Raw genomic sequence first — 26,000 nt, 5'->3', positions numbered from 1 at the left:
GCTAGAGTTCGCCCTTGGCGGCCTGTTTCAGCTCTTCGGAAAAGCGTTTGCGCAGGTCGCGGCGTACCGTGGCGGCGCGGTTGCGCTTGGCCTCGGTCTCGGTGAGGATCCGCAGCTCGGGCACCTCGGCGGGCTTGCCGTCGTCATCCACCGCCACCATGGTGAAATAGCACGAATTGGTGTGCCGCCGGGTGCCCTTGCGGATGTCCTCGGCCTCGACGCGGATGCCGATTTCCATCGAGGTCCGCCCGGCATGGTTGACGCTGGCGCGGAAGGTGACCAGCTCGCCCACATTGATCGGTTGCTTGAAGGTCACCTGATCGACCGACAGCGTCACCGCGTAGCGCCCGGAGAAGCGCGAGGCGCAGGAAAAGGCGACGCGGTCGAGCAGGTTGAGCAGCGCGCCGCCGTGCACCTTGCCGCTGAAATTCGCCATATCCGGCGTCATCAGCACCGTCATCTCCAACTGGCGGGGGTCCATCGCGCGCTCCGTTGCTGCCCTGGCTTTGTGCCAAAATGGCGGAAACGCCGGGGGGTGCAAGCGCTTCGTGGCTCAGCGCTGCGGCGGTGTGCCGTCGAGGCAGAAGCCCCTGTGCCGCACGGTGGCGATCTCGAAGCCGAAATCCGAGGCCGGTTTCAGTTTTTTGCGCAGATAGCCGATATAGACGTCGACCACGTTTTCCGAACGCGACTCCCCGGCCCAGAGTGTGTCAAAGATCTCGCTCCGGGGCAGGGGGGTGCCGGCGTGATCGGCCAGCAGGGTCAGCAGCGCATATTCGCGGTCGGTCAGTGTCACGGCGCGGCTGGGGCCGGAGAGGCGCCGGGCACTGTGCGAGAGCCGCGCCGGTGCCGGGCGCAGCGCGGCGGAGCGGCGTTCCTGCACCCGCAGCCGGGCGGCCAGCTCGTCGAAGGAGAAGGGTTTCACCACGTAATCGTCGGCGCCCGCCTCGAGCCCGGCGGCGCGGTGCTCCACCTCCGACAAAGCCGAGAGCATGACGATGGGCAGCTGCGCCCCGGCGGCGCGGGCGTCGCGCACGAGGGCAATGCCGCTGTCGGCGCCGAGCATCACGTCGATAACGGCGGCGTCGAACCCGCCGCCGGTCAGATCCGCCCGCGCGGTCTCGGCGCGGTTGCGGGTCTCGACGACATAGCCATGCAGCGCCAGCCCCCGCGCGAGGGCCGAGCAGATTTCCGGGTCGTCATCGACCACCAAAAGCCGCGTCTGCATGCTCATGGCCCGATCCTATCTCTGATCCAGTGGCAGGCGAACCGAGATCTTCGTCCCGGGTGCGTCACCGAGCGCCGTGTCACGGGGCAGTGGGCTTTGCAGCGCGATACTGCCGCCCTGCTCCTCGATCACCCAGCGCGCCAGTGCCAGCCCGAGGCCGAAACCCTGCGCATTGCCGCCGCCGCCTTGTGCGAAGCGGTCGAAGATCCGCGCCTGATCCTCTGCCGCGATGCCGGGGCCGTTATCGGTGAGAACGATCTCGCCAAACGCCCCCTCTTCGCGCAGCTCCAGCCGCAACCTGACGCCGGCGCGGGCGTGGCGGATGGCGTTGCGGATCAGCCCCACCACCACCTGACGCAGCCAGTTGCGATCGCCGGTGACGGTGAGCGGCGCGGCGTCCGGCGCCTCCAGCGCCATGCCCGCATTAGAGAGCTCCGCGCGGGTTTCGGCCTCCGCCTCCGCCAGCAGATCGGCCAGCGCCACCGGCGCGGTCTCCAGCGCGAGCTGGCCGGTTTCCGAGCGGGCAATGCGCAGCAGATCGTCGATACGCCGGTTGAGGCGCTGCGCCCGTGCCTCGATGGTGGCGAAGGCCGGTTCCGGGACGCCGCCCTGCCGTCCGAGCTGCGCCTCCATCAGGATCACCGTCAGCGGCGTGCGCAGCTCGTGGCTGATATCGGCAAAGAAGCGGCGGCGGTCCTCGTCGGTGCGTTCGAGCCGGGCATTGGCGGCGCTTAGCGCCTCGGTGCGCTGGCGGATGATCTCGCCAAGCTGCGCGCGGTCCCGCGCCACCGCCTCGGCGCGCGCCGCCAGCGCCTGCGCCATGCGGGCGGTCTCGGCGGAAAGCGCGCCGATCTCGTCGCGCGGCCCGGCGGGCAGTGCGATGTCGAACTCCTCGCGCCCGATCCGGCGGGCGGCATCGCGCAGCGCGTCGAGCCGGCGGAATTGCGGGCGGATCAGGCCGAAATAGACCCCCGCGCAGAGCGCCAGCGCCGCAAGGCCGATGGCGATGGCAGCCAGCGTCAGGCTGCGGCGCAGATCCTCGATCCCGGCGAGGATGCCGGCGCGGAGCCGCTTCTCCTCGTTGACCGCTCCGGCCAGCAGCGGCTCGAATCCCGAGGCGAAGGTGTCGAGATGGGCGCGCAGCCGGTCGCGGTCTCGGGTGTCGGAGACCAGCCCGTCACGGGTGGAGCGGAACAGCGCCTGCATCCGGGCAAGGCCCAGCGACTGCGTCGCCCGCCGGCTCTGTTCGTCGAGCCCCTGCGCTTCGGCCACCTCGGCGTCGAGACCGGCGTGCAGCATGACAAAGCTGCGGTCGAGCGTCGCCGCGATACCGTCGATCCGCTCGGCGCGGGTCTCGGGGGGCAGGCCGCGCTGGATGGCCTCGGCGGCGACGACGATGAAGGTCGAGACCTGGGTGGAAAGCGCGGAATACTGCTCCAGCCGCGTTTCGGCGGCGAGTGCCGTGTCGAGCCGCTGCGACACCCGCGCCATGCCGGTCACCAGCATTGCCGCCGTCAGCAGCGTGGCAAGCCCCAGCAGTCCTGCGCCCAGCCCGAGACGGGCCTTGAGCGACAGGCCGCTGCGGGATCGGTCAGGAGCGCTGTCTTTATTCATCGCTCAATATTTGGTCATGTATGGTGTCCGGAGGCAAAACCTTTATCGAAATGCTGCATTGCAGCATAAAGTGACATTTCTGTTGACCCTTTTTTCGGGAATTTGTTGAGACCCTGTCCGGGCACCCGTCCGATGACACGAGGCAAACATGATTGAGCTAATTTTTGTGGCCTGTCTGGCCACGGCGCCAGATCAGTGCCAGGAACGCAGCCTGCTTTACACCGACATCTCGCAGATGACCTGCCTGATGGGGGCACAGCCCGAACTGGCGAAATGGGCCGAGACGCATCCGGCCTTCACCGTCTCCGGCTGGAAATGCCGGGCGGTGCGGCCTGGCGAACGCGAGGTCTGAACGGCCCCGCAGGGCGTCTGCCCTGGCCGACGTAACGTCTGCCGTCTCCTCCCTTAGGAGCAATTGACGCGCGCCGCGTCTGCGGTCACCCTTCCCTGCGAGGAAGGGGAGGAATTTCGTGCCGAACGACACGGCAGAGCGCTGGCGCGGTGCCGCCGCCGCCCGGACGCATGCGCCCGGGCGCATTGCGGTGACCATTGTTTCGCTGGCGCTGCTGGCGCTGATCTGGATCGTTGCGGCGGCGCTGACCGCCGATCCGCAGATCCTGCCGCAGCCCTGGGCGCTGGTGCAGCCCTTCGCGCAGGCGCTGCGCTCCGGCGAGCTGCTGTTCCACCTTGGATGGACGCTGACGCGGGTGCTCTGGGCCTTTGTGCTGGCGATGAGCCTGGGGATCGCGCTGGGGCTGGTGATGGGGCGGTTTCCCGCCGTCGACCGCTGGCTCGATCCCTGGCTGGTGATCTTTCTCAACCTGCCGGCGCTGGTGCTGATCGTGCTCTGTTACCTCTGGATCGGTCTCAACGAGACCGCCGCCATCGTTGCGGTGACGCTGAACAAGATCCCCAATGTCGCCACGGTGATCCGCGAGGGGGCAAGGGCGCTCGATCCCGGGCTCGACGACATGACCGGGGTCTACCGCATGCCCCGGCTCCGGCGCATGCGCCATGTGGTGCTGCCGCAGCTCGCGCCCTTCATCACCGCCGCCGCGCGCTCCGGCGTGGCGGTGATCTGGAAGATCGTGCTGGTGGTGGAGTTCCTCGGGCGCTCGAACGGGGTGGGGTTTCAGATCCATCTCTATTTCCAGCTCTTCGACGTGGGCATGGTGCTGGTCTATGCGTTTTCCTTCATCGCGGTGATGCTGGCGGTGGAATGGCTGGTGTTGCAGCCCTGGGAACGGCGGGTGCGACGGTGGCGCGGATGAGCGGTGTGGCGTTTCGGCGGAGAGCGGGAGGCCCCGGATCAAGTCCGGGGCGCGAACAGCAGGGATCCCCCGCCCCGGACTTGATCCGGGGCCTCCACGCCCGTTTTGAAGAGGTTTGCCTGACATGACCGCGCTGGAAGTCACCGATCTCGGTTACAGCTACGGCGCCAAGCGGGCGCTCGACGGGGTGAGCTTTGCGCTGCGGCCCGGGCACTTCACCGCGCTGCTCGGACCCAACGGCGCGGGAAAGTCGACGCTGTTCGCGCTGCTCACACGGCTCTTCGTCACCCGTGAGGGGCGTATCGCCGTCGCCGGGCACGATATCGCCAAAGAGCCGCGCGCGGCGCTGTCGAAGATCGGTGTGGTGTTCCAGCAGCCGACGCTGGATCTCGACATGACGGTGGCGATGAACATGCGCTATTTCGCGGCGCTGCACGGCATCGGCGGGCGCGAGGCGGCGCGGCGCACCGAGCGGGCGCTGGCGCAGCTCGACATGGCCGAACGCGCCGGCGAGAAGGTCCGCAGCCTCAATGGGGGCCATCGGCGGCGGATGGAGATCGCCCGCGCGCTGATCCACGACCCCGAGGTGCTGCTGCTCGACGAGCCCACGGTGGGGCTCGATTTCAAGAGCCGGCAGGCTATCGTGGCGCATGTGCACGAGCTGGCGCAGACCGGGCTGACGGTGTTCTGGGCCACCCATCTGGTGGACGAGATCGGCGACGGCGACGATGTCGTCGTGCTGCACCGGGGCGAGGTGCTGGCGCATGAGCCCGCCGCCGATCTGCGCGGGGGCCGGTCGCTGGCCGAGGTCTTCATGGAGATGACGGCGGAGGGCATCGCGTGACCCCCTGGCTGATTGCGCTTTTCGCCATCGTCCGCCGCGAGGCGCTGCGTTTCATCCATCAGCGCTCGCGGTTCCTCGCGGCGCTGGTGCGGCCGCTGGTCTGGCTGGTGGTCTTTGCCGCCGGTTTCCGCGCGGCGCTGGGGCTGTCGATCATCCCGCCCTACGAGACCTATATCACCTATGAGGTCTATATCGTGCCGGGGCTCTGCGGCATGATCCAGCTTTTCAACGGCATGCAGAGCTCGCTGTCGCTGGTCTACGATCAGGAGATGGGCTCCATGCGGCTCTTGCTCACCGCGCCGCTGCCGCGCTGGTGGCTGCTCTTGTGCAAGCTGCTGGCCGGGGTCGCGGTGTCGATCCTCCAGGTCTATGTGTTCCTCGCCATTGCCGCCGGCTTCGGCATCGCCCTGCCGCCGCTGGGCTATGTGGCGGTGCTGCCGGCGCTGGTGCTCTCGGGGCTGATGCTGGGGGCGCTGGGACTGCTGATCTCCTCGACGATCCGGCAGCTGGAGAATTTCGCGGGGGTGATGAATTTCGTCATCTTCCCGATGTTCTTTCTCTCCACCGCGCTCTACCCGCTGTGGAAAATGGCGGAAAGCTCGGCGATCCTGCGCGATATCTGCGCCGCCAACCCCTTCACCCATGCGGTCGAACTTATCCGCTTTGCACTGTATCAGAGCCTGAACGGCTGGGCGCTGCTCTGGGTGGCACTGAGTTTCGTGCTGTTCTTCGGCCTGGCACTTGTCGGCTACGATCCGGCCTATGGCATGACGCGGCGACGCAAGGGCGGTTAGGCGTGGTCAGTCCAGCAGAGTCAGCGCTTCGAGCCGGGTCGGCAGGTTGCTCTGTGCATGCAGGAAATCGACGAAGACCACCTCGTTGCCCCGTCGTGCGAACACCGCGAAATGTTCGCCGGCCCGCGCGAAATACAGACGGTTCGCGGGCAGGCCCGCCAGCGCGGAACAATCGCGTATATGCGCCCGACCGCGGGCGATTTCCGCGCAACGGGCCAGCAATTCGTTCTCGTAGATCTCGGCCTGCGCCGGACCGAAGCGGTCGAGCGTCCAGAGCGCAATCCCGATCAGGCTGTTCTGTGCCTGCGGCGTCAGCCGCCAGATCGGGTTCCGGTCACTCACCCCGCCGCGCCCGTGCCTCCGCAAAGGCTGCGCGGATTGCCTCGGCGCCGCTGCCCTCTGCGCGGAGCCCGTGATCGGCCTGGCGCAAGCCCTCGCGCAGTCGGGCGCGCAAATCCAGCGTCTGGCTCTCTTCCTGTTCGAGCAGGCGCAGCCCGGCGCGTAGCGCTTCGCTCGCGTTCTGGAACCGACCCGTGGCGACCAGCGCCTGAACGAAGGCGTCCTGCTCTTCGGTCAGAACGACATTGCGTGTGGACATTGCGAAGCTCCCGGGCAATTTCATTGGCATATTATGCCAAAAGGCATCATTTTGCAATCTGCGCTGCGTGAGGCCCGGGTTGCGGCGTTAACAGCCGACAGGACGCGCGGATAGGTGCTTTCCGCTCCTGCACGGGGATGCTACAGGCTCTACCCGTAATGTGCCGCCAAAGCCTGCGGCCGGGATTTCCTGAAAATGGAGGAGCTCTGTACCATGGCTGACCAAACGACCCCCGATATTGTGTATACCAAGGTAGACGAAGCGCCCGAGCTGGCCTCGGCCTCGCTGCTTCCGATCATCCAGAGCTTTGCCGGGGCGGCGGGAATCACCGTCGGCACCAAGGACATTTCGCTCGCCGGCCGCATCCTCGCGACCTTCCCCGAAGTGCGGACCGACGCACAGAAACAGTCCGACGACCTCGCCTGGCTCGGCGAATGGGTGAAGAAACCCGAGGCCAACGTCATCAAGCTGCCGAACATTTCGGCATCCGAGCCGCAGCTCGTCGCCGCGGTGAAAGAGCTCCAGTCGCAGGGCTATGCGCTGCCCGATTATCCCTATTCCCCGTCGACCGACGAGGAGAAAGCCGCCCGCTCCAAATACGACACCATCAAGGGCTCGGCGGTGAACCCGGTGCTGCGCGAGGGCAATTCCGACCGCCGCGCCGCCGCAGCGGTGAAGAAATTCGCTCAGTCGAACCCGCACCGCATGGGTGAGTGGACCGCCGAGAGCAAGACCCGCGTCGCGGCGATGTCGGGCGGCGATTTCTTCTCCAACGAGGTTTCGGCGACGCTGCCGAAAGCCGCCACCGCCAAGATCGTGCTGGAAAGCGCCGGCGGCGAGACCGTGCTGAAAGAGGGCGTGGCCTATCCCGCCGGCACCGTGGTCGATGCCACCTATATGAGCGCCAAGGCGCTCGATGCCTTCCTCGAGGACGAGATCGCCAAGACCAAGGCCGAGGGCACGCTGTTCTCGCTGCACATGAAGGCGACGATGATGAAGGTCTCGGACCCGATCATCTTCGGCCACGCGGTCAAGGCCTGGCTTAAGCCGGTCTTCGAACAGTTCGGCGACAAGATGAAAGAGCTGGGCGTGAACCCCAATGGCGGCCTCGGCGCGCTGCTGGAGCGCGTCAAGGACGAGCCCGAGATCCTCGCCGCCATCGAAGCGGTGCGGGTCGAACGTCCGCCGATGTATATGGTGAATTCCGATAAGGGCATCACCAACCTGCACGTCCCCTCGGACGTGATCATCGACGCCTCGATGCCGGCGCTGATCCGCGCCGGCGGCAAGGGCTGGGGGCCGGACAACAAGGAACACGACACCAACTGCGTGATCCCCGACAATTCCTATGCGCCGGTCTATGACGCGGCCATCGAGTTCTTCAAGGCCAATGGCAAGCTGAACCCGGCCACCGCCGGCACCGTTCAGAATATCGGCCTGATGGCGCAGAAGGCTGAGGAATACGGCTCGCACCCGACCACCTTCGAGATGCCCGAAGCCGGCACCGTCAAGATGATCCTCGACGACGGCACCGTGCTGCATTCGCACAATGTCGAAGCGGGCGATATCTGGCGCTCGGCCTCGGCCCGTCAGGCGCCGATCGAAGACTGGGTGAACCTCGCCATCGACCGTCAGAAGGCCACCGGCTACCGGGCGATCTTCTGGCTGGACGCGAACCGCGCCCATGACGCGGAGCTGATCGCCTATGTGACCCCGATCCTCGAAGCCAAGGGCGTCGCCGACAAGTTCGAGATCATGGCGCCGCGCGAGGCCACCATTGCCTCGCTCGAAACCATCACAAAGGGCGACAACACGATTGCCATCACCGGCAACGTGCTGCGCGACTACCTGACCGACCTGTTCCCGATCCTGGAGCTGGCGACCTCGGCCAAGATGCTGTCCATCGTCAAGCTGATGAATGGCGGCGGCCTGTTCGAGACCGGTGCCGGCGGCTCGGCCCCCAAGCACGTCCAGCAGCTGATGGAAGAGAACCACCTGCGCTGGGACAGCCTGGGCGAGTTCTGTGCGCTCGGCGAGAGCTTCAAGTTCTTCGCCGACCAGACCGGCAACGAGAAAGCCCGCGTGCTGGGCGATGCGGTCGATGCCGCGACGCAAGGCATTCTCGACAACGACCGTTCGCCCTCGCGCAAGGTGGGTGAGCCGGACAACCGCGACAGCCATTACTGGTTCGCCCGCTACTGGGCCGAGGCGCTGGCGGCGCAATCGGACGATGCCGATCTGGCCGCGCATTTCGCGCCTATCGCCACGGCACTGTCCGAGGGCGAGGCGGCGATTGTCGGTGAGCTCGCGGCGGCGCAGGGCAAGCCCGCGGATCTGGGCGGCTACTACCACGGCGACGCGGCGAAAACCGCTTCGGTCATGCGCCCCTCGGCCACGCTGAACGCGATCTTCGGCTAAGCCAGCCAGGCCGGTTTTCGGCACTCAGACACAGCCCCCGCGCGGTTTCGCGCGGGGGTTTTTCGTTGTGTCGAGTTGCGACTCGCGCTGTCAGACCGCTTCGGTGGTCGTCTCTTCGGGACGGCGGCGGGACCGAATCGATGTCTTGAAAACACTTTTGTATAGAAGTTTTTGTTTGAGACGTTGGCCTCTTCGAGGCGCTTTATCTGTAAAAATTGTATTTTTATCCTATTTTTTCATCAAAAAACTTCTGACGGGAATAATATTCTTAGCCATCTTGCTAAAATACTTCCAACCGGAAGGGTTTTCCTGCTCAATGATCGAAACCCCGCCTGAGGTGGCGGAGGATCCTGTCGAGCAAGCTGGGAGAGATGAATGACCGTCGACATCGTGAAAGAGCTCTACACGGGCACCGTCGAGACGACCGGAGGGCGCGCCGGCCGCGCGGTATCCTCCGACGGGCAGCTGGATCTGGCTATGTCGCGTCCCGGTACCGGCAAGGGTGGCAACCCCGAGCTGCTGCTGGCCGCCGGCTGGTCCGCCTGTTTCCAGAGCGCGCTGGCACATGTGGCCAGGGGGCGGGGCGTTGATGTGACGGACTCGGTCGTCACCGCGCATGTGACGCTCGGCAACGACGCCGAGGGTGGCTTTGCGCTCAAGGCGAAGCTCGAAGTCGCGATCCCCGGTCTCGACGCGGCGACGGTTGAGGCGCTGGCCGCCGAGACCCACAGCGTCTGCCCGTACTCGCGCGCCACGCGCGGCAATATCGAGGTGACCGTCGTCGCGGCGGCGGAGTGAGGACACAGCCATGAAGATCGCAGCAGTCAGCCCGAGCTCCTCAGACGGTTTGCCCCCCGAAGAGATCGCCCGCCGCAAGGCACGGCGCCAGTCCTACGCGTCGCCGGGCACCGTCTTCGAGGATTTTAACATCAGCGGGAACAATGTCTTCGCGCAGAAATTCTCGATGGACTTCATCACCGATGTCGCCGAGCGCACACATCTGATCACCAGGGCGGCGGCCGAGAGCAACCCCGACGTGATCATGGTCTCCGGCGGCATCGAGCCCGGCGCGGCGGCCTCGCGTCAGGAGATCCAGAGCGTGCCCATCGTGTCGACCGGGCAGGCAGCCTATAACGTCGCCTACCAGCTCGGTTTCCATGTCGGCCACAAGCTGGGGATCATGGTCTATGAGGAAAAGATCATCGACCCGATCATGGCGCAGGCCACGCTGCACCGTGCTGACTGGATGGTCACGGCGATCAAGCAGATCGACGTGCCACTGCCCGAGCTAAACGTGAAACGCGAGCTTGTGCGCGAGCGCATGGTCGAGGTCGCGAAGGAGCTGGTGGCCGGCGGCGCGACGATGATCTTCCCGCAAGGCCTCTCGATGATGCCCGCCGCGATGGACGAATACGAGCTGTCGAAGGCCTGCGGTGTGCCGGTGCTGAACGGCGAAAAGATCCTCGTGCGCACCGCCGAGATGATCGGTGGGCTCGATCTGCTGCGCCAGGGCGCGCGCAGCGCGGCGGCGTTCTGAGCCCCGGGAAAGAGGATATTCGGATGAACATAGACTTCGATAAGCAGCGGGTGATCGTCGCCGGGGCTGCGCGCGGCATCGGCCGGGCAATGGCGCTGTCCTTTGCCGAGGCCGGCGCCGAGGTCATCGCCTGCGATCTGCTGGTGGAGGAGGTTGCGGCCTATGCCGGTGAGGCGGGTTCGGGTCGGATCGTGCCGGTGGCGCTCGACGTGACGGACGAGGCGGCGATTGCGGCGCTCGTGGCGGATCTCGACGGGCCGGTGAGCGTGCTGGTCTACGCCGCCGGCGGGCTGAGGGGCGAGGTGCCGCAGCCGGTCGAGCAGGTCACGCGGCAGAGCTGGGACCGTATCGTCGATGCCAATATGCTGGGTGCCTTCCTGTTTTCCAAGGCCGTGGTGCCGGGCATGAAGGCTGCCGGCGGCGGGCGCATCGTGGTGGTGACCAGCGGCGCCGGGCTCAAGGCGTCGCTGACCGGCGTGCAGGCCTATTGCTCCGCCAAACACGGCGCGGTGGGCTTCGTGAAGCAGCTGGGGCTCGAACTGGCCCCCTTCGGGATCACCGTGAATTCGGTGGCGCCCGGCTTCATGCTCACCAGCCCAGATGCCATTCGGCAATGGGATGGCTGGGACGCGGCGCGGCAGACGGAATTCCGGTCGCGGCTCGTCGGGCAGCGGCTGGGCGAACCCCAGGACATCGCCGACGCGGTGTTGTTCCTGGCTTCCGACCGGGCGTCGTGGATCACCGGGCAGATCCTGCCGGTTTCGGGGCTGCCTACCTGAGGTTAGGATTGCAAGGCCCCTGCTTCGGGGCATCGCGGGAAAAGGACGGATGGCGGTGAGCGAGACGGACGGCGAGCAGATCGACGAAAGCGGCACCTACCGGGCGCTCGGCTTCACGGTGCGTAATCTGAACCGCGAGCTGACGCTGGGATTGCAGCGCCGCATCGCGCCAGAGGGTGTGTCGGTGGCGATGTCGATCTTTTTGCGCTGTCTGTGGGAACGGGACGGGCTGACCCAGCGCGAGCTGGCCAGCGACGCGCAGCTCGTCGAGGGCGCCACCGCGACCATCCTCGGACAGATGGAGACCGCCGGTCTCGTCGTGCGTCTGCGCAACCCCGAGGACCGGCGGAAGGTGAATATCTATCTCACCCAGCCGGCGCGGCGGCTCTATCTGCGCCTGAAGGCGACCCATGAGGAGCTCGACGGGCGCGCGCGGCAGGGTGTCTCGGAGGAAGACTATGAAACCTTCCTGCGCGTCGCCGCGAAGATGACCGGCAACCTGGCCGCCACCCGCAGCCCGGACGACCGCAGCCGGGATCTGACCGGCGCCGACCCGGACGCGCTCGGCCCCGCAACGGTGCCCGGACGCGGGCCAGACTGAACCATCCCGGCGCCGCGCGGCGGCGCCCTTTGGTCCCGATGGCACTCGGGACAAGCCTCACCGCCGGTCGCGCGCCGGCGGGCGGAGAAGACGTGCCGACGGACAGCGAAGAGGGACTGTCATGAGGAACATGGATTACACGGATGTCGTGGCCGGGGCGCTTCTCGCGCTGATCGGGATCGCCGCCAGCGGCTACAGTTTCGCGCATTACGATCTGGGCACGCTGCTGACCATGGGGCCGGGGATGTTCCCCTTTGCCCTTGGCCTCATCCTCGCCGGGTTCGGCCTGATCATCGCGCTGCCTGCGGTGCTGCGCTCCGGCAGCCTGCCCAATGTGGAATGGCGCGCACTGCTTTTCACCTTCGCCGCCGTTTCGGTCTTTGCACTGACGGTGGAACGCATCGGGCTGATCCCTTCGGCGATACTGATGAGCGTCCTTTCGGTGCTTGCCGACCGGCGCGGCACGCTGAAGCGCATGGCGGGCCTTGCCGTCGTGCTGCCGATCCTGGCGAGCGCGATCTTCATCTACGGGCTCGGCGTGCCGCTCGATCTCGTCGCGTGGGGGCGCTGATGGATATTCTCGCGAATGTGGCGCTGGGGCTCGGCACCGCCCTGACCCCGGCCAACCTGTTCTATTCCTTTGCCGGCGTCACGCTTGGCATGCTCGTCGGTGTGCTGCCGGGGATCGGCGCCATGGCGGCGATTTCGATGCTGTTCCCGCTGACCTTCTATATCGACCCGACCTCGGCGATCATCATGCTGGCGGGGATCTATTACGGCACCTCCTACGGTGGCTCCACCGCGTCGATCCTGCTGAACCTGCCCGGCGAGCCCTCGGCGGCGGTGACCGCGCTCGACGGCTACCCGATGGCGCAGAACGGCCGAGCGGGCACGGCGCTGATGATCACGGCTCTGGCCTCGTTCTTCGGCGGCAGCATCGGCATCGTGCTGATGATGCTCTTTTCGCCGGCGATTGCAGCCGCCGCGCTGCAATTCGGCGCCTGGGAATATTGTGCGCTGATGATCCTGGGGCTCGTCGCCTCCTCGGCGATTTCGGATGGCTCGCTGGCCAAAAGCCTGGCGATGGTGGTGCTCGGCATCCTCTTCGGCACAGTGGGGATCGACATCTATTCCGGCGTCTACCGCTTTCAGATGGGCGTGCCAGAGCTGCGCGACGGCATCAGCCTGGTCGCCTTCGCCATGGGCCTCTTCGGCTTTGCCGAGGTGATCTCCAGCGTGCGGGGTGCCGCCCATGGCGCGCCGCGCATCCAGTCGGTCACCATGCGCGAGATGCTGCCCACGCGTGACGACATGCGCCGTTTTCTGGGCCCCGCGCTGCGCGGTACAGCGCTCGGCTCGGCGCTTGGCGCGCTGCCGGGAACCGGGCCGACCATCGCCTCCTTCATGGCCTACATGGCCGAAAAGCGCGTGGCAAAAGAGCCCGAGCGCTTCGGCAAGGGGGCCATCGAGGGGGTGATCGCACCGGAATCGGCCAACAATTCCGCCGGCCAGACCGCCTTTATCCCGACCTTCGCGCTAGGGATTCCCGGCACCGCGACCATGGCGATCATGCTCAGCGCGCTGATGATGCAGGGGATCAATCCCGGCCCCTCGATGATGACCGACCGGCCCGAGATGTTCTGGGGGCTGGTGATGAGCTTCTGGATCGGCAACCTGCTGCTCTTGGTGCTGAACATCCCGCTGGTGGGCATCTGGGTTCGGCTGCTGTCGGTGCCATATGGGGTGCTTTACCCGGCGATCCTGCTGTTCGTCTGCATCGGAGTCTACAGCGTCAAGAACTCGATCTTCGATATCTGGCTGGCGCTCGGCTTCGGGCTGCTCGGCTACGGCATGCGGCTGGCGCGGCTGCCGGTGGCACCGATGGTGCTCGGCATCGTGCTGGGGCCGCTGCTGGAGGAGAATTTCCGGCGCGGCATGCTGCTCAGCCGTGGCGACATCATGGGCATCTTCGATCGCCCGATCAGCGCCTCGGTCATGGCGGTCTCGGGCCTGCTGCTGCTCTGGGGCCTCTGGCGCGGGCTACGCGACCGGCGCCGCGCGGTGGCCCGGGCGGAGGGCAGCTGAGCATGACACCCGCCAGACATCCGCAACAGTCCGCAAGACGGAGCACTCTCATGTCCCTGCCGGCAGGTGCGATCCGGTCGCACCCGGGACGGGCTGCCCGAAGGGCGGCCGCTGGCCGCAACAAAAAGACCCGACCCCAACAGACGGAGACATAGCCATGAAGCAGACCCTTTTCAGCCTCGGCCTCACGGCGCTGACCGCGCTGCTGCCCGCCGCCGCCAGCGCCTTTCCAGACAAGCCGGTGACGATCATCTCGACCTCTGCCGCGGGCTCGCCCGGCGACGTCGTCGCGCGTCTCGTCCGCGAAGCGATGTCCGAAGAGCTCGGCCAGCCCGTGGTGATCGAGAACCGCGATGCCGCCGGTGGCGCGCTGGCCATCGACGAGCTTTTGGGCACCGAGCCAGACGGATACCATGTCCTTTCGACCGGCGCCGGACCCATCGTCTTTGCGCCGCTGCTTCAGAAAGCCGTCGATTACGATGTCAGCGCGCTGAAACCCGTGGTCATGCTGGCGGCGCTGCCGACCGTGCTTGTGGCCAATCCGAGCCTTGGCGTCTCGTCGGTCGACGAACTGATTGCACTTGCCAAGAAAGAGCCTGGCAGTATCGCCGTCAGCTCCGGCGGCAACGGCACGCCAACGCATCTGGCCTCGGAGCTGATGAAGCAGCTCACCGATATCGACATCCTGCACATTCCCTATCGCGGTACCTCTGCCGCCGCCACCGCTGTGCTGTCGAACGAGGTGGGAATCTCCTTCAGCGGACCGGGCCATGTGGTCGATCAGATCAACAGCGGCGATCTGGTGGGGCTGGTGGTGAACGACACCAAGCGGCTCGCCATCCTGCCCGATCTGCCCACCGCCGCCGAGGTCGGTCTGCCCGATTTCATCGTGCAGGGCTGGTTCGGATTCTTCGTCGAAGAGGGCACGCCGGACGAGGTGATCGACATGCTGTCGAGCGCCGCGCTCAAGGCGCTTGAGGATCCCGAAGCGGTGAGCAAGCTCGATGCGCTCGGCTTCACCGTCGTGGGCTCCGGCCCGGCGGAATACCAAGCCTATCTCGACAAGAATATCGCGCTCTGGGACGGGGTCATCAAGGCCGCGGGCATCGAGCCGAAATGAACGCGGGCGGGGCAGGGAACTGCCCCGCGCCAGCATCGACACTCACGGGGTGCGCATTGGCGCACCCCTCCAACGTTCGGAAACAGGCCCATGGTTGATATCGACGTCATGACGGCGCATCTGCGGGAGTTCGCCCGCTGGCAGAAATATTCGGGATCCGAGGAGGAGCGAAAAAGCTTTGCCTACCTTCAGGACCGGCTCGGCGCCTATGGGTTCGAGACCGAGCTGATCGAACATGACGCCTATATCAGCCTGCCGGGCGCGGCCCGTGTCGAGATGGAGGGGGAGGCGCTGCGGGCGATCACCCATTCCTTCGGCCAGCCTTCAGGCGCGGCCGGGCTTGCGGGCACGCTGGTCTATGCCGGGCAGGGCCGGCCCGAGGATTTCGCCGCCATCGACGCGCGCGGCAAGATCGCGCTGATCGAGGGCATCGCCAATCCCGGCGCGGCGCTGGCCGCCTCGCGGGCGGGCGCCCTCGGACAGATCCACATCTCTCCCCACGAGCTGCTGCACGAGATGTGCATCTCGCCGGTCTGGGGCAATCCCGAGCCCGGCGATCTGGCGAATATGCCGACCACGGTGGTGTGCAGCGTGTCGAATGCCGATGGCGCACGGCTCAAAGCGCTGGCACCAGAGGGCGGCGCGACGCTTTTTGCCGAGGTCGAGACCGGCTGGCGCAAGACACCGATCCTGATCGGCGAGCGGGCCCCCGAAGGGGCTGCGGCGGATCTGCCCTTCGTGCTGTTCTCGGGCCATCACGACACCTGGTATTACGGCGTCATGGACAATGGCGCGGCCAATGCCACGATGCTGGAGGTCGCGCGGCTTTGCGCGCAGGACACCTCCGGCTGGAAACGCGGGCTGCGGGTGGCGTTCTGGTCGGGTCATTCCCATGGCCGCTATTCTGGCTCCACCTGGTATGCGGACAATCGCTGGCAGGAGCTCGACCGGCGCTGCGTGGCGCATGTGAACGTCGATTCAACCGGCGGCATGAACAGCGCCGTGCTGGAAAACGCCGAGTCGATGTCGATGCTGCGCGGGCTTGCCGCCGAGGCGCTGCGCGAAGAGACCGGGGTCGAGATCCGCGGCGAGCGCATGGCGCGGGCGGGCGATCAGTCTTTCGGCGGCATCGGCATTCCTGCGATGTTCATGGGCTTCAGCCAGCAGGGCGAGGGCACGGACGAGGCGGTGATCGACGGGCGCGCGCTGACCATCGAGCGGCGCCTGCCGGTGGGGCTCGGCTGGTGGTGGCATACGCCCGAAGACACGATCGACAAGATCGACTCCGAGCTGCTGGCGCGGGACACGCGGGTCTATGTCCGGGTGATGGCCGCGCTGCTGGAGCGCCCGGCGCTGCCGCTGGATTTTGCACCTCTGGCCGAGGAGCTGGACGGCCTTGTCGCCGCGCTGGCGCCGTCGGTCGCCGATCTGCTCGATCTCACACCGCTGCGCGCGGCGCTGGCCGGACTGCGCGAAGCGTCTGCGGGCGAAGGCGTGGGCGACCACCGGCTCATGGCGGCGTCGCGGGCGCTGGTGCCGCTCGACTATACCGGCGGAGACCGCTTTGGACAGGAACCGGCGCTGCGCCTGCCTGCCTTCCCGGTGCTCGACCCGATCCGTGCGCTTGCGGAGGCCGAGGGCGACGGGCGCAAGTTCCACGCGGTGGCCGCGACCCGCGCCCGCAACCGCATCCTTCATGCCATCGGCCTCGCGACCGAAGCGCTGACCGGCGCCTGAGCGGGCGTGGTTTTGTAACGACGATCAGAAAGGACATCACAGCCATGACATCCACGGCACGAGAGCGGGCCGTCGCCCGCGCGCGGGGCTATCTGGAAAGCGGCGCGTTTCTCGACACGCTTGGGCGCCTCGTCGAGGTGCAGAGCGAAAGCCACCCGCCGCTGCGCCAGCCCGAGCTTTACCGCTACTGCAACGAGGTTCTGGGCCCCTATCTCGCGAGGCTGGGCTTTGAGATCGGCGTCTATGACAACCCGCAGCCCGAACACGGCCCCTTCCTCGTCGCGCAGAAGATCGAAGACCCGGAGGCCGCCACGGTGCTGGTCTATGGCCATGGCGACGTGGTGCGCGCGATGCCCGAGCGCTGGCGCAAGGATCTCGATCCCTGGACGCTGAAGATCGAGGGCAACAAGGTCTATGGGCGTGGCACCGTCGACAACAAGGGTCAGCACCTCATCGCCATCGAGGCGCTGCGCGCGGTGATCGAAGAGCGCGGTGCGCTTGGCTATAACGTCAAGATCCTCATCGAGATGGGCGAGGAGGCCGGCTCGCCCGGTCTGGCGCAGTTCCTCAGGGATCAGCAGACGCTGCTGGCCTCCGACGTATTCATCGCGCTCGACGGCCCAAGGCAGAGCATGGAGGTCGCCGATATCACGCTCGGCACCCGTGGCGGCATCGCCGTCGATCTGATCGTGAACCTGCGCGCAGGCAGCCATCACTCCGGCCACTGGGGCGGGCTGCTCAAGGATCCGGCGGTGATCCTGGCGCATGCGCTCTCCACCGTAATCTCGCGCGATGGGCGCATCCTGGTCGAGGGCTGGCGGCCAAAGGACGTGCCGGAAAGCGTGCGCGAGGCCAGCCGCAAGGTGCAGGTCAAGACGCTGCCCGGCACGCCGGAGCCGGAACCCGACTGGGGCGAACCCGGCATGTCGCGTTCCGAGCGGATCTATGCCTGGAACAGCGCCATCGTACTGGCGATGATCTCGGGCCAGCCGGAAAACCCGGTGGGCGCGGTCTCGGGGTTCGCCAAGGCGCGGATCCAGCTGCGCCACACGGTGGACACCAGGGCCGAGGACGTGGCCCCGGCGCTGCGCCGCCATCTCGAAGAGCAGGGCTTTCCCGAGGTCGAGGTGGAGCTCGTCTCCGAACGCGACATGTTCCCGCCGTCGCGCACCGATCCGGAAAACCCCTGGGTGCAGAAGGTCGCCGCGTCGATGGAGACGACCATGGGCAAGGCGCCGAACATCATTCCCACGATCGGTGCGTCGGGCCCGTCGGAATATTTCAAGGAAACGCTCGGCACACCGGTGATGTGGCTGCCGCAAAGCTATGGCGGCTGCGGTCAGCACGGGCCGGACGAGCACGGTCTCATCGAACTTTACGACGACGGTCTCGCCATGATGGCGGGCATCTTCTGGGATTTCGGCGCCGCATCCGACGCGGACTGATCCCGATCCCCTTTCTCCCGGCGGTCCGCCGCCGGGAGACCCAGGCCGGTGCGTGACCGGGCCGATTCCCAGCCTTTTCCGCCCCTGCCGCTTTCCGTGCCGCGCCGTCTGCCCGAAATGCCGTCATTTTGAGCGCAGCCACCTCCGGTGCCGTATCTTCCCCGCTCAAAATCAAAGATGTCTTGCGGAAAGACCTTATTGGTATACCATCAGACAAAAGCACGTCATACAAAGAATGTGACGGCGATTTTCCAACAGAGGATTGACCATGACACTGAAAGACACGCTCCTGCGTCCGGCGCTTGCCGCGAGCTTTTTTGTCCTTGCGTCGGGGGGGATGGCCCTCGCGGACAAGGCCACCAACACGCTGAATGTCGGGGTGAAACAGTCGTTGCCCACGCTCGATGCCTATTACGGCGGCGGCAATATCCGCGAGGGAAACAACGTCATCCGGCTGCTCTTCGACACGCTGGTGCTGCGCGATCCCGAGACCTACGAATACCGCCCGCTGCTGGCCACCGACTGGAGCTGGAGCAGCGACACCGCAATAGACTTCACCATCCGGCAGGGGGTGAAATGGCATGACGGCACCGATCTCACCGTCGAGGATGTGGTCTATACGCTGAACTACGTGTCCGACCCGGAAAACAAGGTGCTGACCCAGCCGCTGGTGAGCTGGATCGAAGGCGCAGAGGCACTCGACGGCAATGTGGTGCGGCTGCACACCAAGCGCCCGTTCCCGCCGGCGCTGGAATATCTCTCCCTCGCGCTGCCGATATTCCCCAAGGCCTATTACGAAGAGGTCGGTCCCGAGGGCATGGGGCAGGCCCCCGTTGGCTCCGGCCCCTACAAGCTGGTGAGCTTCGACACCTCGTCAATCGTGGTCGAGATCAACGAGGCGTATTACGAGGGCGGCGGCAAGCCGAAGCCCAGCATCGAGACGATCAATTTCAAGTTCATCCCCGACGCGGCCACGCAGATGGCCGAGCTTCTCGGCGGCCAGCTCGATTGGATCGCGGGCGTCGGCCCCGATCAGGCCGAGCAGCTGCGGGGCGTGCCCGGCGTCGAGGTGTCGACCGGCGAGGTGCCGCGCGTGACCTATATCGGCTTCGATGCCACGGGCCGCTCGGGCGTGTCCTATTTCGAGGACCGGAGTGTGCGCGAGGCCTTTGCGCGGGCCATCGACGTTCCGGAATTCGTCGAGACCATGGTGGGCGAGAGCGCCCGCATCATCCCCACCCCCTGTTTCCCCGACCAGTTTGGCTGCGTTCAGGACAAGGCGGTGAGCTATGCTTTCGACCCGGACCTGTCCAAGTCGCTGCTGGCGGAGGCCGGCTTTCCCGACGGGTTCGAGGTCGACATGTATTCCTTCCGTTCCCGTGAGTGGGCGGAGGTGGTGGCGGGTTATCTGGCCAATGTCGGGATCCGCGCGAATATCAACCACGTCCCCATCAGCACCTACATCCAGAAGAACCGTGCCGGCGAGATGCCGGTCATGCTGTCGGATAACAGTTTCTGGTCGATCATGGACGCCTCGGTTCCGATCAGCCGTTTCTTCAAGATGGTGCCCGAGGATTACGCCCGCGACGAAGAGATCAAGGAGTGGCTCGACGTTGCCGACAGCTCGCTCGATCCCGAGGAGCGCAAGGAATATTACGGCAAGGCCATCGAGAAGATCACGCAGGAGGTCTACTGGTTCCCGATGTTCACCGGCATCGAGAACTTCGCCTTCAGCGAGGATTTCGATTTCGTCCCGCCGCGCGACAACTTCGTGAACTTCTACGCCTACGGCTGGAAGTGAGCGCCTGACCCTCCCCATGCAAGACGGTTCGCCGGCGCCCTGACCGCCGGCGCATCGGGCCGTGACGTTTTCTTGGCAAATGGAAGAAGCAAGATGAGCATCCAAGTTCTGTGGAATATCGCGCCGCCCGACGGCACCCACCCGTGGGAGCCCGAAGGCCGCTGGGCGACCAGCTTCGAATCCGTACGCAACCTTGCGCAGGAGGTCGACACGCTGGGTTTTGACGGTGTGCTGGTCGCGATCGGCGCCCACAGGATCTATGACGGCTGGACACTGGCCTCGACCCTCGTTCCGATGACGGACCGGATCAAGTTCCTGATCGCGGTCTACCCCGGCCTGATCTCGCCGACGCAGCTGGCGCTGATGGCGCGCAGTTTCGACAACCTGTCGGGCGGGCGGCTGATGATCAATATCGTCGGCGGCAACCCCAAGACGCTGGCGGCGCATGGCTTCGACATTCCAAAGTCCGAGCGCTACGAGATGCTTACGGAATACTGGAATCTGTTCAAGGCGATCTATGCGGGCGAGGAGCCCCCCGCTGACACCCGCTATTTCAAGCTAGAAGACCCGCTCTCGCAGTTCCACAACATCCCGCCGACGCAGCTGCCGCACCCGCCGCTCTGGGGCGCGGGCGGCTCGCCCGAAGGGTTGCGCGCGGTCACGGGCCTCGCGGATGTCTATCTTTCGACCAACGACACGCCGCAGGGCATCAAGCGCAAGATGGACGCCGCAACCAAGGTGGCCGCCGAGCTGCACGGCCGGACCCCGCAACTCGGCGTGAGCTTTCCGGTCATCGTGCGCGAGACCGAGGAAGAGGCCTGGCTGGTCGCCGAGCGCCAGCTGCGCAACACCAGCATGAAGACGATCACCGGCGGTAGCGGCTGGGCAGCGGCGAGCGACCCGAATGTCGATCTGAGCGATCCTGCCGTGGCGCGCTGCGTCGCCGCAATACGCGAGGGCCGGCACCCGGAGGTGCGCGACCTCGAGGTCTATCCCAATGTCTGGTGCGGCCCCAACCTGGTCAACGGGCTCGACGTGACCCGGACGGTGCCGGGCCCCGGCGCCATGCTGGTGGGCTCGGCCGAGCAGGTCGCCGAACGCATCCACGAGATCCGCGATCTTGCCGGTGTGACCCGGTTCATCCTGAGCGGGCGGCCCTATGTGGAGGAGGCCTATCACGTCTCCAACCTGCTGCTGCCGCTGCTCGATCTGGAAAACCCGGTCAAGAGCCTGACCTATCGCCAGGCCGGCTGACCGGCCCGGTCCCGCCGCCCACGCCAATGGGGAGACATCCCGATGCTGGACTACATCCTGAGACGCGCCTTTGTCGCTGTGCTGGTGATGATCTCGATTTCGCTCTTCACCTTCAGCCTGACGCAGATGGCGGCGGACCCGGCGGTTGTGCTGGCGGGCGAGGGCGCCTCGACCGAGGATATCGAGCAGGCCCGTCAGGCCTTTGGATTGGACCGGCCGTTGCCGGTCCAGTACGCGGCCTGGGCAGCGGATGTGCTGCGGGGCGATTTCGGCACCTCCTTCCGCATGGGCCAGCCGGTGATGGACGTGATCGCCGCGCGGCTGCCGACCACGCTCATCCTTGCCGCCTGCGGCATGGTGCTGGCGGTGCTGGTGGCGATCCCGCTCGGCGTCGTGGCGGCGATGCGTCCGGGCGGCTGGACCGACAAGCTGTCGCTGCTGATCGCGGTGGTGGGGCAGGCGATGCCCTCCTTCTGGCTCGGGCTGATCCTGATCCGCATTTTCGGGGTCAAGCTGCGGTTGCTGCCGATCTCGGGCGCCACCACAGCGCTGCATTTCGTCATGCCCTCCATCGTCCTCGCGGTCTTTGTGCTGCCGGTGATCATGCGGCTCACCCGGTCGGGCATGATCGAGGTGCTGGGCAGCGACTATATCCGCGCCGCCCGTGCCCGTGGGCTGGGCGGCAATCGCGTCGTCTTCAAGCATGCGCTGCGCAACGCCATGGTGCCCGTGGTGGCGCTGAGCGCGGTGCAGCTCGGCATGCTGCTGGGTGGCTCGGTCATCGTCGAGACGGTCTTTGCCATGCCCGGCATCGGCTATCTCGCCTGGGAATCCATCAGCCGCGCCGACCTGCCGGTGATACAGGCCATCGTGCTGATCGTCTCGGCCATCTACGTGGGGCTGGGCGTGGTCTCGGACCTGCTCAACGCCTTCCTGAACCCGCGCCTGCGCGGCGCCATCGGCACCAGCTGAAAGCCCTTCCATGACCCTTTCGGACAGTTCCTCGCCGGCCATGGCCCCCGCCAGCGCCGAGCGCCCGCCCAAGACCGTCTCGCCAATGGCCGAGCAGATGCGCCGGCTGCGCGGCAACCGCAACGCGATGATCGGCGGCGGGCTGCTTTGCCTGGTGCTGGCGCTCGCGCTCATCGGCCCGCTGCTCACCCCGCACGATCCCTATGTGCAGAACCTTACGGCGCGGCGCATTCCGCCGGTCTGGTTCGACTGGCTGGGCTGGAGCGACAAGAGCAGCTGGACGCATCCGCTGGGCACCGATGGGCTGGGGCGCGACTATCTCGCCCGGCTGCTCTACGGCGCGCGCATCTCGATCCTGATCGGGCTCACGGCGACGCTCGTTTCGGGCGTCATCGGCACGGTGCTGGGGCTGCTCGGCGGCTATTTCGGCGGGAGGGTGGATATGGTCATCAGCTTCCTGATCACCATGCGCCTGTCGCTGCCGATCTCGCTGGTGGCGCTGTCGGTGGTGGCGATCTTCGGCGGGGCGCTGATCAACGTCGTGCTGGTGCTGGGGCTGCTGCTCTGGGACCGGGTGGCGGTGGTGGTGCGCGCCGCCACGCAACAGGTGCGCGAGCTCGACTATGTCAGCTCCGCCTGGGCGGTTGGCTTCGGCCACGGCTACATCCTCTTTCGCGAGGTGCTGCCCAATGTCATCAACCCGCTGCTCGTGGTGCTCACCATCGAGATGTCGCATGCCATCCTGCTCGAAGCCGGGCTGTCCTTTCTCGGCATGGGGGTGCAGGCGCCGATGCCGAGCTGGGGGCTGATGTTGTCCGAGGCCAAATCCGAGATCTTCTTCAACGCCTGGATGGTCACGCTGCCCGGCCTCGCCATTTTCAGTCTCGTACTGTCGATCAACCTGCTGGGCGACGGGCTGCGCGACGTGCTGACCCCGGAGGGGCGCTGATGCTGCTCGATATCCGCAATCTCGAAATCGAGATTGGCCCGCGCCGGCTGATCCGCGGCGTCAGCCTGAACATGGCGGCAGGTGAGACGCTGTGCATCGTCGGGGAATCCGGCAGCGGCAAATCTCTCACCGCGCTGGCGCTGATGGGGCTGCTGCCGCGGTCTGCCCGTTGGAAAGCCGACCGCATGCAGATCCTCGGCACCGATTACGCCGGTAACGGAGCGGGGCTGGAGGCGCTACGTGGCGCGCGGCTGGGGATGATCTTTCAGGATCCGATGACCTCGCTCAACCCGTCCTTCACCATCGGCAACCAGCTGCGCGAGACCGTGCGCCTGCATCGCGGGCTGCGCGGCGGTGCCGCGACCGCCGCCTGCCGCGAGATGCTCGACCATGTGGGTATCGACCGCGCCGCACATCGCATGTCGCAATACCCGCACGAGCTGTCCGGCGGGCTGCGGCAGCGGGTGATGATCGCGCTGGCGCTGCTCTGCGCGCCGGACATCCTCATTGCCGACGAGCCCACCACGGCGCTCGACGTGACGATTCAGGCGCAGATCCTGGCACTGCTCAAGGAGTTGCAGCGCGAGATGGGCATGGGGCTGCTCTTCATCACCCACGATCTGGGGGTGGTGAGCGAGATCGGCGACCGCGCCGCGATCATGTATGCGGGCGAGATCGTCGAGACCGGGCCGGTGGAGCGGATGCTGACCCATCCGCAAAGCCCTTATGCCGAGGCGCTGATGCGCTGCCTGCCCTCGCTCGACCTGCCGTCCGGCGGGCGGCTGGGAACAATCCCCGGCCATGTGGCCGACACGCTCGGGCTGCGCGGTTGCGGCTTCGCGCAACGCTGCGCCTATGCGCGGCCCGCCTGTTTCGAAACCGGGGTGCCTTTTGTCGAAACCGGCCCGGCGAGCGGCTATCGCTGCCTGTTTGCGCCCGGTGCCGCGCGTGTCGCGAAGGAGGCCGCCAATGTCTGAGCAACACAAGCCGGTGGTGTTCGAGACCGTAGGGCTCTGCCGCGACTACCGCGTCGGCCGGGCATCGGTCCTGTCACGCCTGAGGGGCAAACCGGCCGATACGTTCCGGGCGGTGGACGATGTCTCGCTCAAGGTGCGCAAGGGCGAGGTGCTGGCGGTGGTGGGCGGTTCGGGCTCGGGCAAGTCGACGCTGGCCAAGATGCTGCTGGGGCTGCTGACGCCGAGTGCGGGCAGCGTGCTGCTCGACGGGCGCGATGTTTCGACCCTGGCGCGGCGGGATTTCGGCGCGCGGGTGCAGCCGGTCTTTCAGGATCCCTATTCCTCGCTCAACCCGCGCCGCCGCATCGGCGAGATCCTCGCCCAGCCGCTGCGGCTGCACAGCACGCAGTCGCCCGCCGAGATCCGCGACCGCGTTGCCGGGATGCTCGATCAGGTCGGGCTGTCGCCGCGCTACATGCAGGCCTTTCCCAACCAGATGTCGGGCGGCCAGCGCCAGCGCGTGACCATCGCCCGTGCGCTGATCAGCAACCCCGAGGTGCTGATCTGCGACGAGCCGACCTCGGCGCTGGATGTGTCGGTGCAGGCGCAGATCCTCAATCTGCTTCAGGATCTGCGCGATCGCTACGACCTGACCTTCGTTTTCATCACGCACAATCTTGCCGTGGTCCGGCACATGGCAAGCCATGTCGCGGTGATGCATCACGGCCGCGTGGTCGAGAACCGCCCCGCCGAAGCGCTCTTCATGGCTCCGGAGGACGACTATACGCGCCAGCTTCTCGACTCCGCGCCGCGCATCCGTCCGGCGCATGAGTTGCCCGGCCACGCCGCCGCTCCGGTCTTTTCTTACCGTGCAGTCTCCGATACAAAAGCGCACTGACCGGTTAGCGAGCGTAGTATGGACAAGCGAACGTCTCTGAGAGTCGTGAACGAGACGATCAGTCTTCGGGAGAGAACCACCGAGGTGTTGCGCAACGCGATCCTCGACCTGACCTTCAAGCCCGGCGAAAAGCTGGTCGAGCGCAAGCTTTGCGAAGAGACGGGCGTGAGCCGCACCAGCATCCGCGAATCCCTGCGCGTGCTGGAGGCCGAGGGGCTTGTAAGTCGCGAGAGCGGCAAGGGGCTCTGCGTCAACAAGGTCACCACCGAGGAGATCCGCAACATCTACGAAGTGCGTCGGATGCTTGAGGGCGCCCTGCTGCGCAAGATCTGCGAGTCCGGCACCGACGCCCATATCGCGGCGCTGCGCAAGGCGGTGGACCGGGCGGCGCAGTTCGCCGACCCCACAAAGATGAAATCGGCGGTCGAACATGCCAATGCGCTCAACGAGGTGCTGAAGGCGATCACCGTCGGCGGCGAGAACAAGGTCGCACAGGATTTCCTGCTCTCGCTCTCGGTGCGGATGACCTATATCCGCTCCTTCGTCAGCCGCTCGGCCACGCCGGAAGAGCGCAAGGTCACCATGGCGCTGTTGCAGGAAGTGGTCGAGGCGGTCGAGGCGCGCGACGGAGACGCGGCGGCAGATGCCTATTACCGCTATATCGACCGGGCGACGGCACGTGCCGTCGAGCTGGCAAGCCGGGCGGTCACCGAAGCCTGATTTTCAAGCGCGCGTGCCTTTCGCGCCGTGATCCGACCCCCCGCCCGTCAGGGCGGAGGAGCAGTTTCTGCATGTCTATTCTGTCTCTGGCGGTTTGGCTGCGCCCGGCGTGAGGTGATCCCGTCGGCGGCGCTTCGCCGGCTCCTGCCGGGAAGATTTTAGATGCCTAAAAATATGACGGGGAGGCGGATTTCGCGCTTTAGCTGAACCTGGAATGTAGCTTTTCATTTTGCCGTTTCGGCGAAATGTGTTTTTGGTATTCCATAATACATAATACTCAACAGGGAATATCAGATGATGCGACAGACAGCTTCTTTGGCGGCCCTGGCGGGCCGGGCCATTTTGGGTGCCTCTCTTTGTTTTTCAGCGGCATCGGCCG

General features: G+C 66.2%; 26 protein-coding genes. 21 read left to right on the top strand and 5 right to left on the bottom strand.

The features are described 5' to 3' along the window. Position 1: 1 nt before the first annotated feature. From I6N89_RS07855 to I6N89_RS07845, 3 genes are all read right to left on the bottom strand, one after another. Positions 2-481, bottom strand: a complete 480-nt coding sequence (locus tag I6N89_RS07855) for an acyl-CoA thioesterase (protein WP_207017700.1) — start codon at positions 479-481, stop codon at positions 2-4. A 72-nt stretch (positions 482-553) separates the two neighbouring features. Further along, a complete protein-coding gene (locus I6N89_RS07850) occupies positions 554-1,234 on the bottom strand; it encodes a response regulator transcription factor (RefSeq protein ID WP_207017699.1) in 681 nt (226 codons plus the stop codon). 9 nt (positions 1,235-1,243) lie between these two features. Next, positions 1,244-2,842, bottom strand: a complete 1,599-nt coding sequence (locus I6N89_RS07845) for a sensor histidine kinase (RefSeq protein WP_207017698.1) — start codon at positions 2,840-2,842, stop codon at positions 1,244-1,246. 148 nt (positions 2,843-2,990) lie between these two features. Between I6N89_RS07845 and I6N89_RS07840 the strand changes: the two genes are divergently transcribed. From I6N89_RS07840 to I6N89_RS07825, 4 genes are all read left to right on the top strand, one after another. Beyond that, a complete protein-coding gene (locus I6N89_RS07840; protein ID WP_207017697.1) occupies positions 2,991-3,194 on the top strand; it encodes a hypothetical protein in 204 nt (67 codons plus the stop codon). A gap of 184 nt (positions 3,195-3,378) precedes the next feature. Next, the gene (locus tag I6N89_RS07835) at positions 3,379-4,113 is read left to right on the top strand and encodes an ABC transporter permease (RefSeq protein ID WP_328805859.1); all 735 of its coding nucleotides are present in this window, start codon (positions 3,379-3,381) and stop codon (positions 4,111-4,113) included. A 124-nt stretch (positions 4,114-4,237) separates the two neighbouring features. After that, on the top strand, positions 4,238-4,957 hold the full coding sequence (locus I6N89_RS07830) for an ABC transporter ATP-binding protein (RefSeq protein ID WP_207017695.1): 720 nt from the start codon (positions 4,238-4,240) through the stop codon (positions 4,955-4,957). Then, positions 4,954-5,751: an ABC transporter permease gene (locus I6N89_RS07825; protein ID WP_207017694.1), complete on the top strand. Its 798-nt coding sequence runs from the start codon at positions 4,954-4,956 to the stop codon at positions 5,749-5,751. Before I6N89_RS07830 ends, I6N89_RS07825 begins: the two co-directional genes overlap by 4 nt. A gap of 6 nt (positions 5,752-5,757) precedes the next feature. Here the strand turns inward: I6N89_RS07825 and I6N89_RS07820 are convergent, their stop codons facing one another. Beyond that, positions 5,758-6,093 carry a type II toxin-antitoxin system RelE/ParE family toxin gene (locus I6N89_RS07820; protein ID WP_328805857.1) on the bottom strand — a complete coding sequence of 112 codons (336 nt, stop codon included), beginning with the start codon at positions 6,091-6,093 and terminating at the stop codon, positions 5,758-5,760. Beyond that, a complete protein-coding gene (locus I6N89_RS07815) occupies positions 6,086-6,349 on the bottom strand; it encodes a type II toxin-antitoxin system ParD family antitoxin (protein WP_207017693.1) in 264 nt (87 codons plus the stop codon). The genes I6N89_RS07820 and I6N89_RS07815 overlap by 8 nt, the downstream gene beginning before the upstream one ends. Positions 6,350-6,562: 213 nt before the next feature. On the opposite strand from I6N89_RS07815, the gene I6N89_RS07810 reads away from it, so the two are divergent. The 17 genes from I6N89_RS07810 (at position 6,563) to I6N89_RS07730 (ending at position 25,621) form a co-directional block, all read left to right on the top strand. Then, complete coding sequence (locus I6N89_RS07810; protein WP_207017692.1) at positions 6,563-8,767, top strand: NADP-dependent isocitrate dehydrogenase; 2,205 nt, start codon at positions 6,563-6,565, stop codon at positions 8,765-8,767. A 375-nt stretch (positions 8,768-9,142) separates the two neighbouring features. Beyond that, the gene (locus tag I6N89_RS07805) at positions 9,143-9,565 is read left to right on the top strand and encodes an organic hydroperoxide resistance protein (RefSeq protein WP_207017691.1); all 423 of its coding nucleotides are present in this window, start codon (positions 9,143-9,145) and stop codon (positions 9,563-9,565) included. A gap of 10 nt (positions 9,566-9,575) precedes the next feature. Then, positions 9,576-10,304: a hypothetical protein gene (locus tag I6N89_RS07800; protein ID WP_207017690.1), complete on the top strand. Its 729-nt coding sequence runs from the start codon at positions 9,576-9,578 to the stop codon at positions 10,302-10,304. Positions 10,305-10,327: 23 nt separating this feature from the next. Beyond that, positions 10,328-11,083 carry an SDR family NAD(P)-dependent oxidoreductase gene (locus I6N89_RS07795; protein WP_207017689.1) on the top strand — a complete coding sequence of 252 codons (756 nt, stop codon included), beginning with the start codon at positions 10,328-10,330 and terminating at the stop codon, positions 11,081-11,083. Positions 11,084-11,138: 55 nt separating this feature from the next. Further along, the gene (locus I6N89_RS07790; RefSeq protein WP_207017688.1) at positions 11,139-11,684 is read left to right on the top strand and encodes a MarR family winged helix-turn-helix transcriptional regulator; all 546 of its coding nucleotides are present in this window, start codon (positions 11,139-11,141) and stop codon (positions 11,682-11,684) included. A 121-nt stretch (positions 11,685-11,805) separates the two neighbouring features. Beyond that, positions 11,806-12,255 (top strand): tripartite tricarboxylate transporter TctB family protein, encoded by a 450-nt coding sequence (locus I6N89_RS07785; protein ID WP_207017687.1) that lies wholly within the window; start codon positions 11,806-11,808, stop codon positions 12,253-12,255. Beyond that, a complete protein-coding gene (locus I6N89_RS07780) occupies positions 12,255-13,769 on the top strand; it encodes a tripartite tricarboxylate transporter permease (RefSeq protein WP_207017686.1) in 1,515 nt (504 codons plus the stop codon). Before I6N89_RS07785 ends, I6N89_RS07780 begins: the two co-directional genes overlap by 1 nt. Positions 13,770-13,926: 157 nt before the next feature. Continuing rightward, entirely contained in the window at positions 13,927-14,889 is a 963-nt protein-coding gene (locus tag I6N89_RS07775) for a Bug family tripartite tricarboxylate transporter substrate binding protein (protein ID WP_207017685.1), read from the top strand. A 90-nt stretch (positions 14,890-14,979) separates the two neighbouring features. Beyond that, on the top strand, positions 14,980-16,626 hold the full coding sequence (locus I6N89_RS07770) for a M28 family peptidase (protein ID WP_207017684.1): 1,647 nt from the start codon (positions 14,980-14,982) through the stop codon (positions 16,624-16,626). A gap of 44 nt (positions 16,627-16,670) precedes the next feature. Then, on the top strand, positions 16,671-18,071 hold the full coding sequence (locus tag I6N89_RS07765; RefSeq protein WP_207017683.1) for a M20/M25/M40 family metallo-hydrolase: 1,401 nt from the start codon (positions 16,671-16,673) through the stop codon (positions 18,069-18,071). Positions 18,072-18,339: 268 nt separating this feature from the next. Further along, positions 18,340-19,872 (top strand): ABC transporter substrate-binding protein, encoded by a 1,533-nt coding sequence (locus tag I6N89_RS07760; protein ID WP_207017682.1) that lies wholly within the window; start codon positions 18,340-18,342, stop codon positions 19,870-19,872. A 93-nt stretch (positions 19,873-19,965) separates the two neighbouring features. Further along, positions 19,966-21,126 carry an LLM class flavin-dependent oxidoreductase gene (locus I6N89_RS07755; RefSeq protein WP_207017681.1) on the top strand — a complete coding sequence of 387 codons (1,161 nt, stop codon included), beginning with the start codon at positions 19,966-19,968 and terminating at the stop codon, positions 21,124-21,126. A 42-nt stretch (positions 21,127-21,168) separates the two neighbouring features. Continuing rightward, positions 21,169-22,098: an ABC transporter permease gene (locus tag I6N89_RS07750; RefSeq protein ID WP_207017680.1), complete on the top strand. Its 930-nt coding sequence runs from the start codon at positions 21,169-21,171 to the stop codon at positions 22,096-22,098. 40 nt (positions 22,099-22,138) lie between these two features. Continuing rightward, complete coding sequence (locus I6N89_RS07745) at positions 22,139-23,047, top strand: ABC transporter permease (protein ID WP_207017777.1); 909 nt, start codon at positions 22,139-22,141, stop codon at positions 23,045-23,047. Further along, positions 23,047-24,024: an ABC transporter ATP-binding protein gene (locus tag I6N89_RS07740; RefSeq protein ID WP_207017679.1), complete on the top strand. Its 978-nt coding sequence runs from the start codon at positions 23,047-23,049 to the stop codon at positions 24,022-24,024. The genes I6N89_RS07745 and I6N89_RS07740 overlap by 1 nt, the downstream gene beginning before the upstream one ends. Continuing rightward, a complete protein-coding gene (locus I6N89_RS07735; RefSeq protein ID WP_207017678.1) occupies positions 24,017-24,901 on the top strand; it encodes an ABC transporter ATP-binding protein in 885 nt (294 codons plus the stop codon). The genes I6N89_RS07740 and I6N89_RS07735 overlap by 8 nt, the downstream gene beginning before the upstream one ends. 18 nt (positions 24,902-24,919) lie before the next feature. Continuing rightward, a complete protein-coding gene (locus I6N89_RS07730; protein ID WP_207017677.1) occupies positions 24,920-25,621 on the top strand; it encodes a GntR family transcriptional regulator in 702 nt (233 codons plus the stop codon). Positions 25,622-26,000: the final 379 nt, after the last annotated feature.

The sequence above is a fragment of the Salipiger abyssi genome, from assembly GCF_017311415.1.
GTDB classification, from domain to species: domain Bacteria; phylum Pseudomonadota; class Alphaproteobacteria; order Rhodobacterales; family Rhodobacteraceae; genus Salipiger; species Salipiger abyssi_A.
The sequence above is the reverse complement of the archived record's forward strand: the minus strand, read 5'-3'. Positions and strand labels throughout refer to the sequence as shown.

Bases quoted from the DNA above. Each gene is read 5' to 3' on its own strand.
- I6N89_RS07855 (WP_207017700.1), bottom strand. From the start codon at position 481: ATGGACCCCCGCCAGTTGGAGATGACGGTGCTGATGACGCCGGATATG.
- I6N89_RS07850 (WP_207017699.1), bottom strand. From the start codon at position 1,234: ATGAGCATGCAGACGCGGCTTTTGGTGGTCGATGACGACCCGGAAATC.
- I6N89_RS07845 (WP_207017698.1), bottom strand. From the start codon at position 2,842: ATGAATAAAGACAGCGCTCCTGACCGATCCCGCAGCGGCCTGTCGCTC.
- I6N89_RS07840 (WP_207017697.1), top strand. From the start codon at position 2,991: ATGATTGAGCTAATTTTTGTGGCCTGTCTGGCCACGGCGCCAGATCAG.
- I6N89_RS07830 (WP_207017695.1), top strand. From the start codon at position 4,238: ATGACCGCGCTGGAAGTCACCGATCTCGGTTACAGCTACGGCGCCAAG.
- I6N89_RS07815 (WP_207017693.1), bottom strand. From the start codon at position 6,349: ATGTCCACACGCAATGTCGTTCTGACCGAAGAGCAGGACGCCTTCGTT.
- I6N89_RS07810 (WP_207017692.1), top strand. From the start codon at position 6,563: ATGGCTGACCAAACGACCCCCGATATTGTGTATACCAAGGTAGACGAA.
- I6N89_RS07805 (WP_207017691.1), top strand. From the start codon at position 9,143: ATGACCGTCGACATCGTGAAAGAGCTCTACACGGGCACCGTCGAGACG.
- I6N89_RS07800 (WP_207017690.1), top strand. From the start codon at position 9,576: ATGAAGATCGCAGCAGTCAGCCCGAGCTCCTCAGACGGTTTGCCCCCC.
- I6N89_RS07795 (WP_207017689.1), top strand. From the start codon at position 10,328: ATGAACATAGACTTCGATAAGCAGCGGGTGATCGTCGCCGGGGCTGCG.
- I6N89_RS07785 (WP_207017687.1), top strand. From the start codon at position 11,806: ATGAGGAACATGGATTACACGGATGTCGTGGCCGGGGCGCTTCTCGCG.
- I6N89_RS07780 (WP_207017686.1), top strand. From the start codon at position 12,255: ATGGATATTCTCGCGAATGTGGCGCTGGGGCTCGGCACCGCCCTGACC.
- I6N89_RS07775 (WP_207017685.1), top strand. From the start codon at position 13,927: ATGAAGCAGACCCTTTTCAGCCTCGGCCTCACGGCGCTGACCGCGCTG.
- I6N89_RS07770 (WP_207017684.1), top strand. From the start codon at position 14,980: ATGGTTGATATCGACGTCATGACGGCGCATCTGCGGGAGTTCGCCCGC.
- I6N89_RS07765 (WP_207017683.1), top strand. From the start codon at position 16,671: ATGACATCCACGGCACGAGAGCGGGCCGTCGCCCGCGCGCGGGGCTAT.
- I6N89_RS07760 (WP_207017682.1), top strand. From the start codon at position 18,340: ATGACACTGAAAGACACGCTCCTGCGTCCGGCGCTTGCCGCGAGCTTT.
- I6N89_RS07755 (WP_207017681.1), top strand. From the start codon at position 19,966: ATGAGCATCCAAGTTCTGTGGAATATCGCGCCGCCCGACGGCACCCAC.
- I6N89_RS07750 (WP_207017680.1), top strand. From the start codon at position 21,169: ATGCTGGACTACATCCTGAGACGCGCCTTTGTCGCTGTGCTGGTGATG.
- I6N89_RS07745 (WP_207017777.1), top strand. From the start codon at position 22,139: ATGGCCCCCGCCAGCGCCGAGCGCCCGCCCAAGACCGTCTCGCCAATG.
- I6N89_RS07740 (WP_207017679.1), top strand. From the start codon at position 23,047: ATGCTGCTCGATATCCGCAATCTCGAAATCGAGATTGGCCCGCGCCGG.
- I6N89_RS07735 (WP_207017678.1), top strand. From the start codon at position 24,017: ATGTCTGAGCAACACAAGCCGGTGGTGTTCGAGACCGTAGGGCTCTGC.
- I6N89_RS07730 (WP_207017677.1), top strand. From the start codon at position 24,920: ATGGACAAGCGAACGTCTCTGAGAGTCGTGAACGAGACGATCAGTCTT.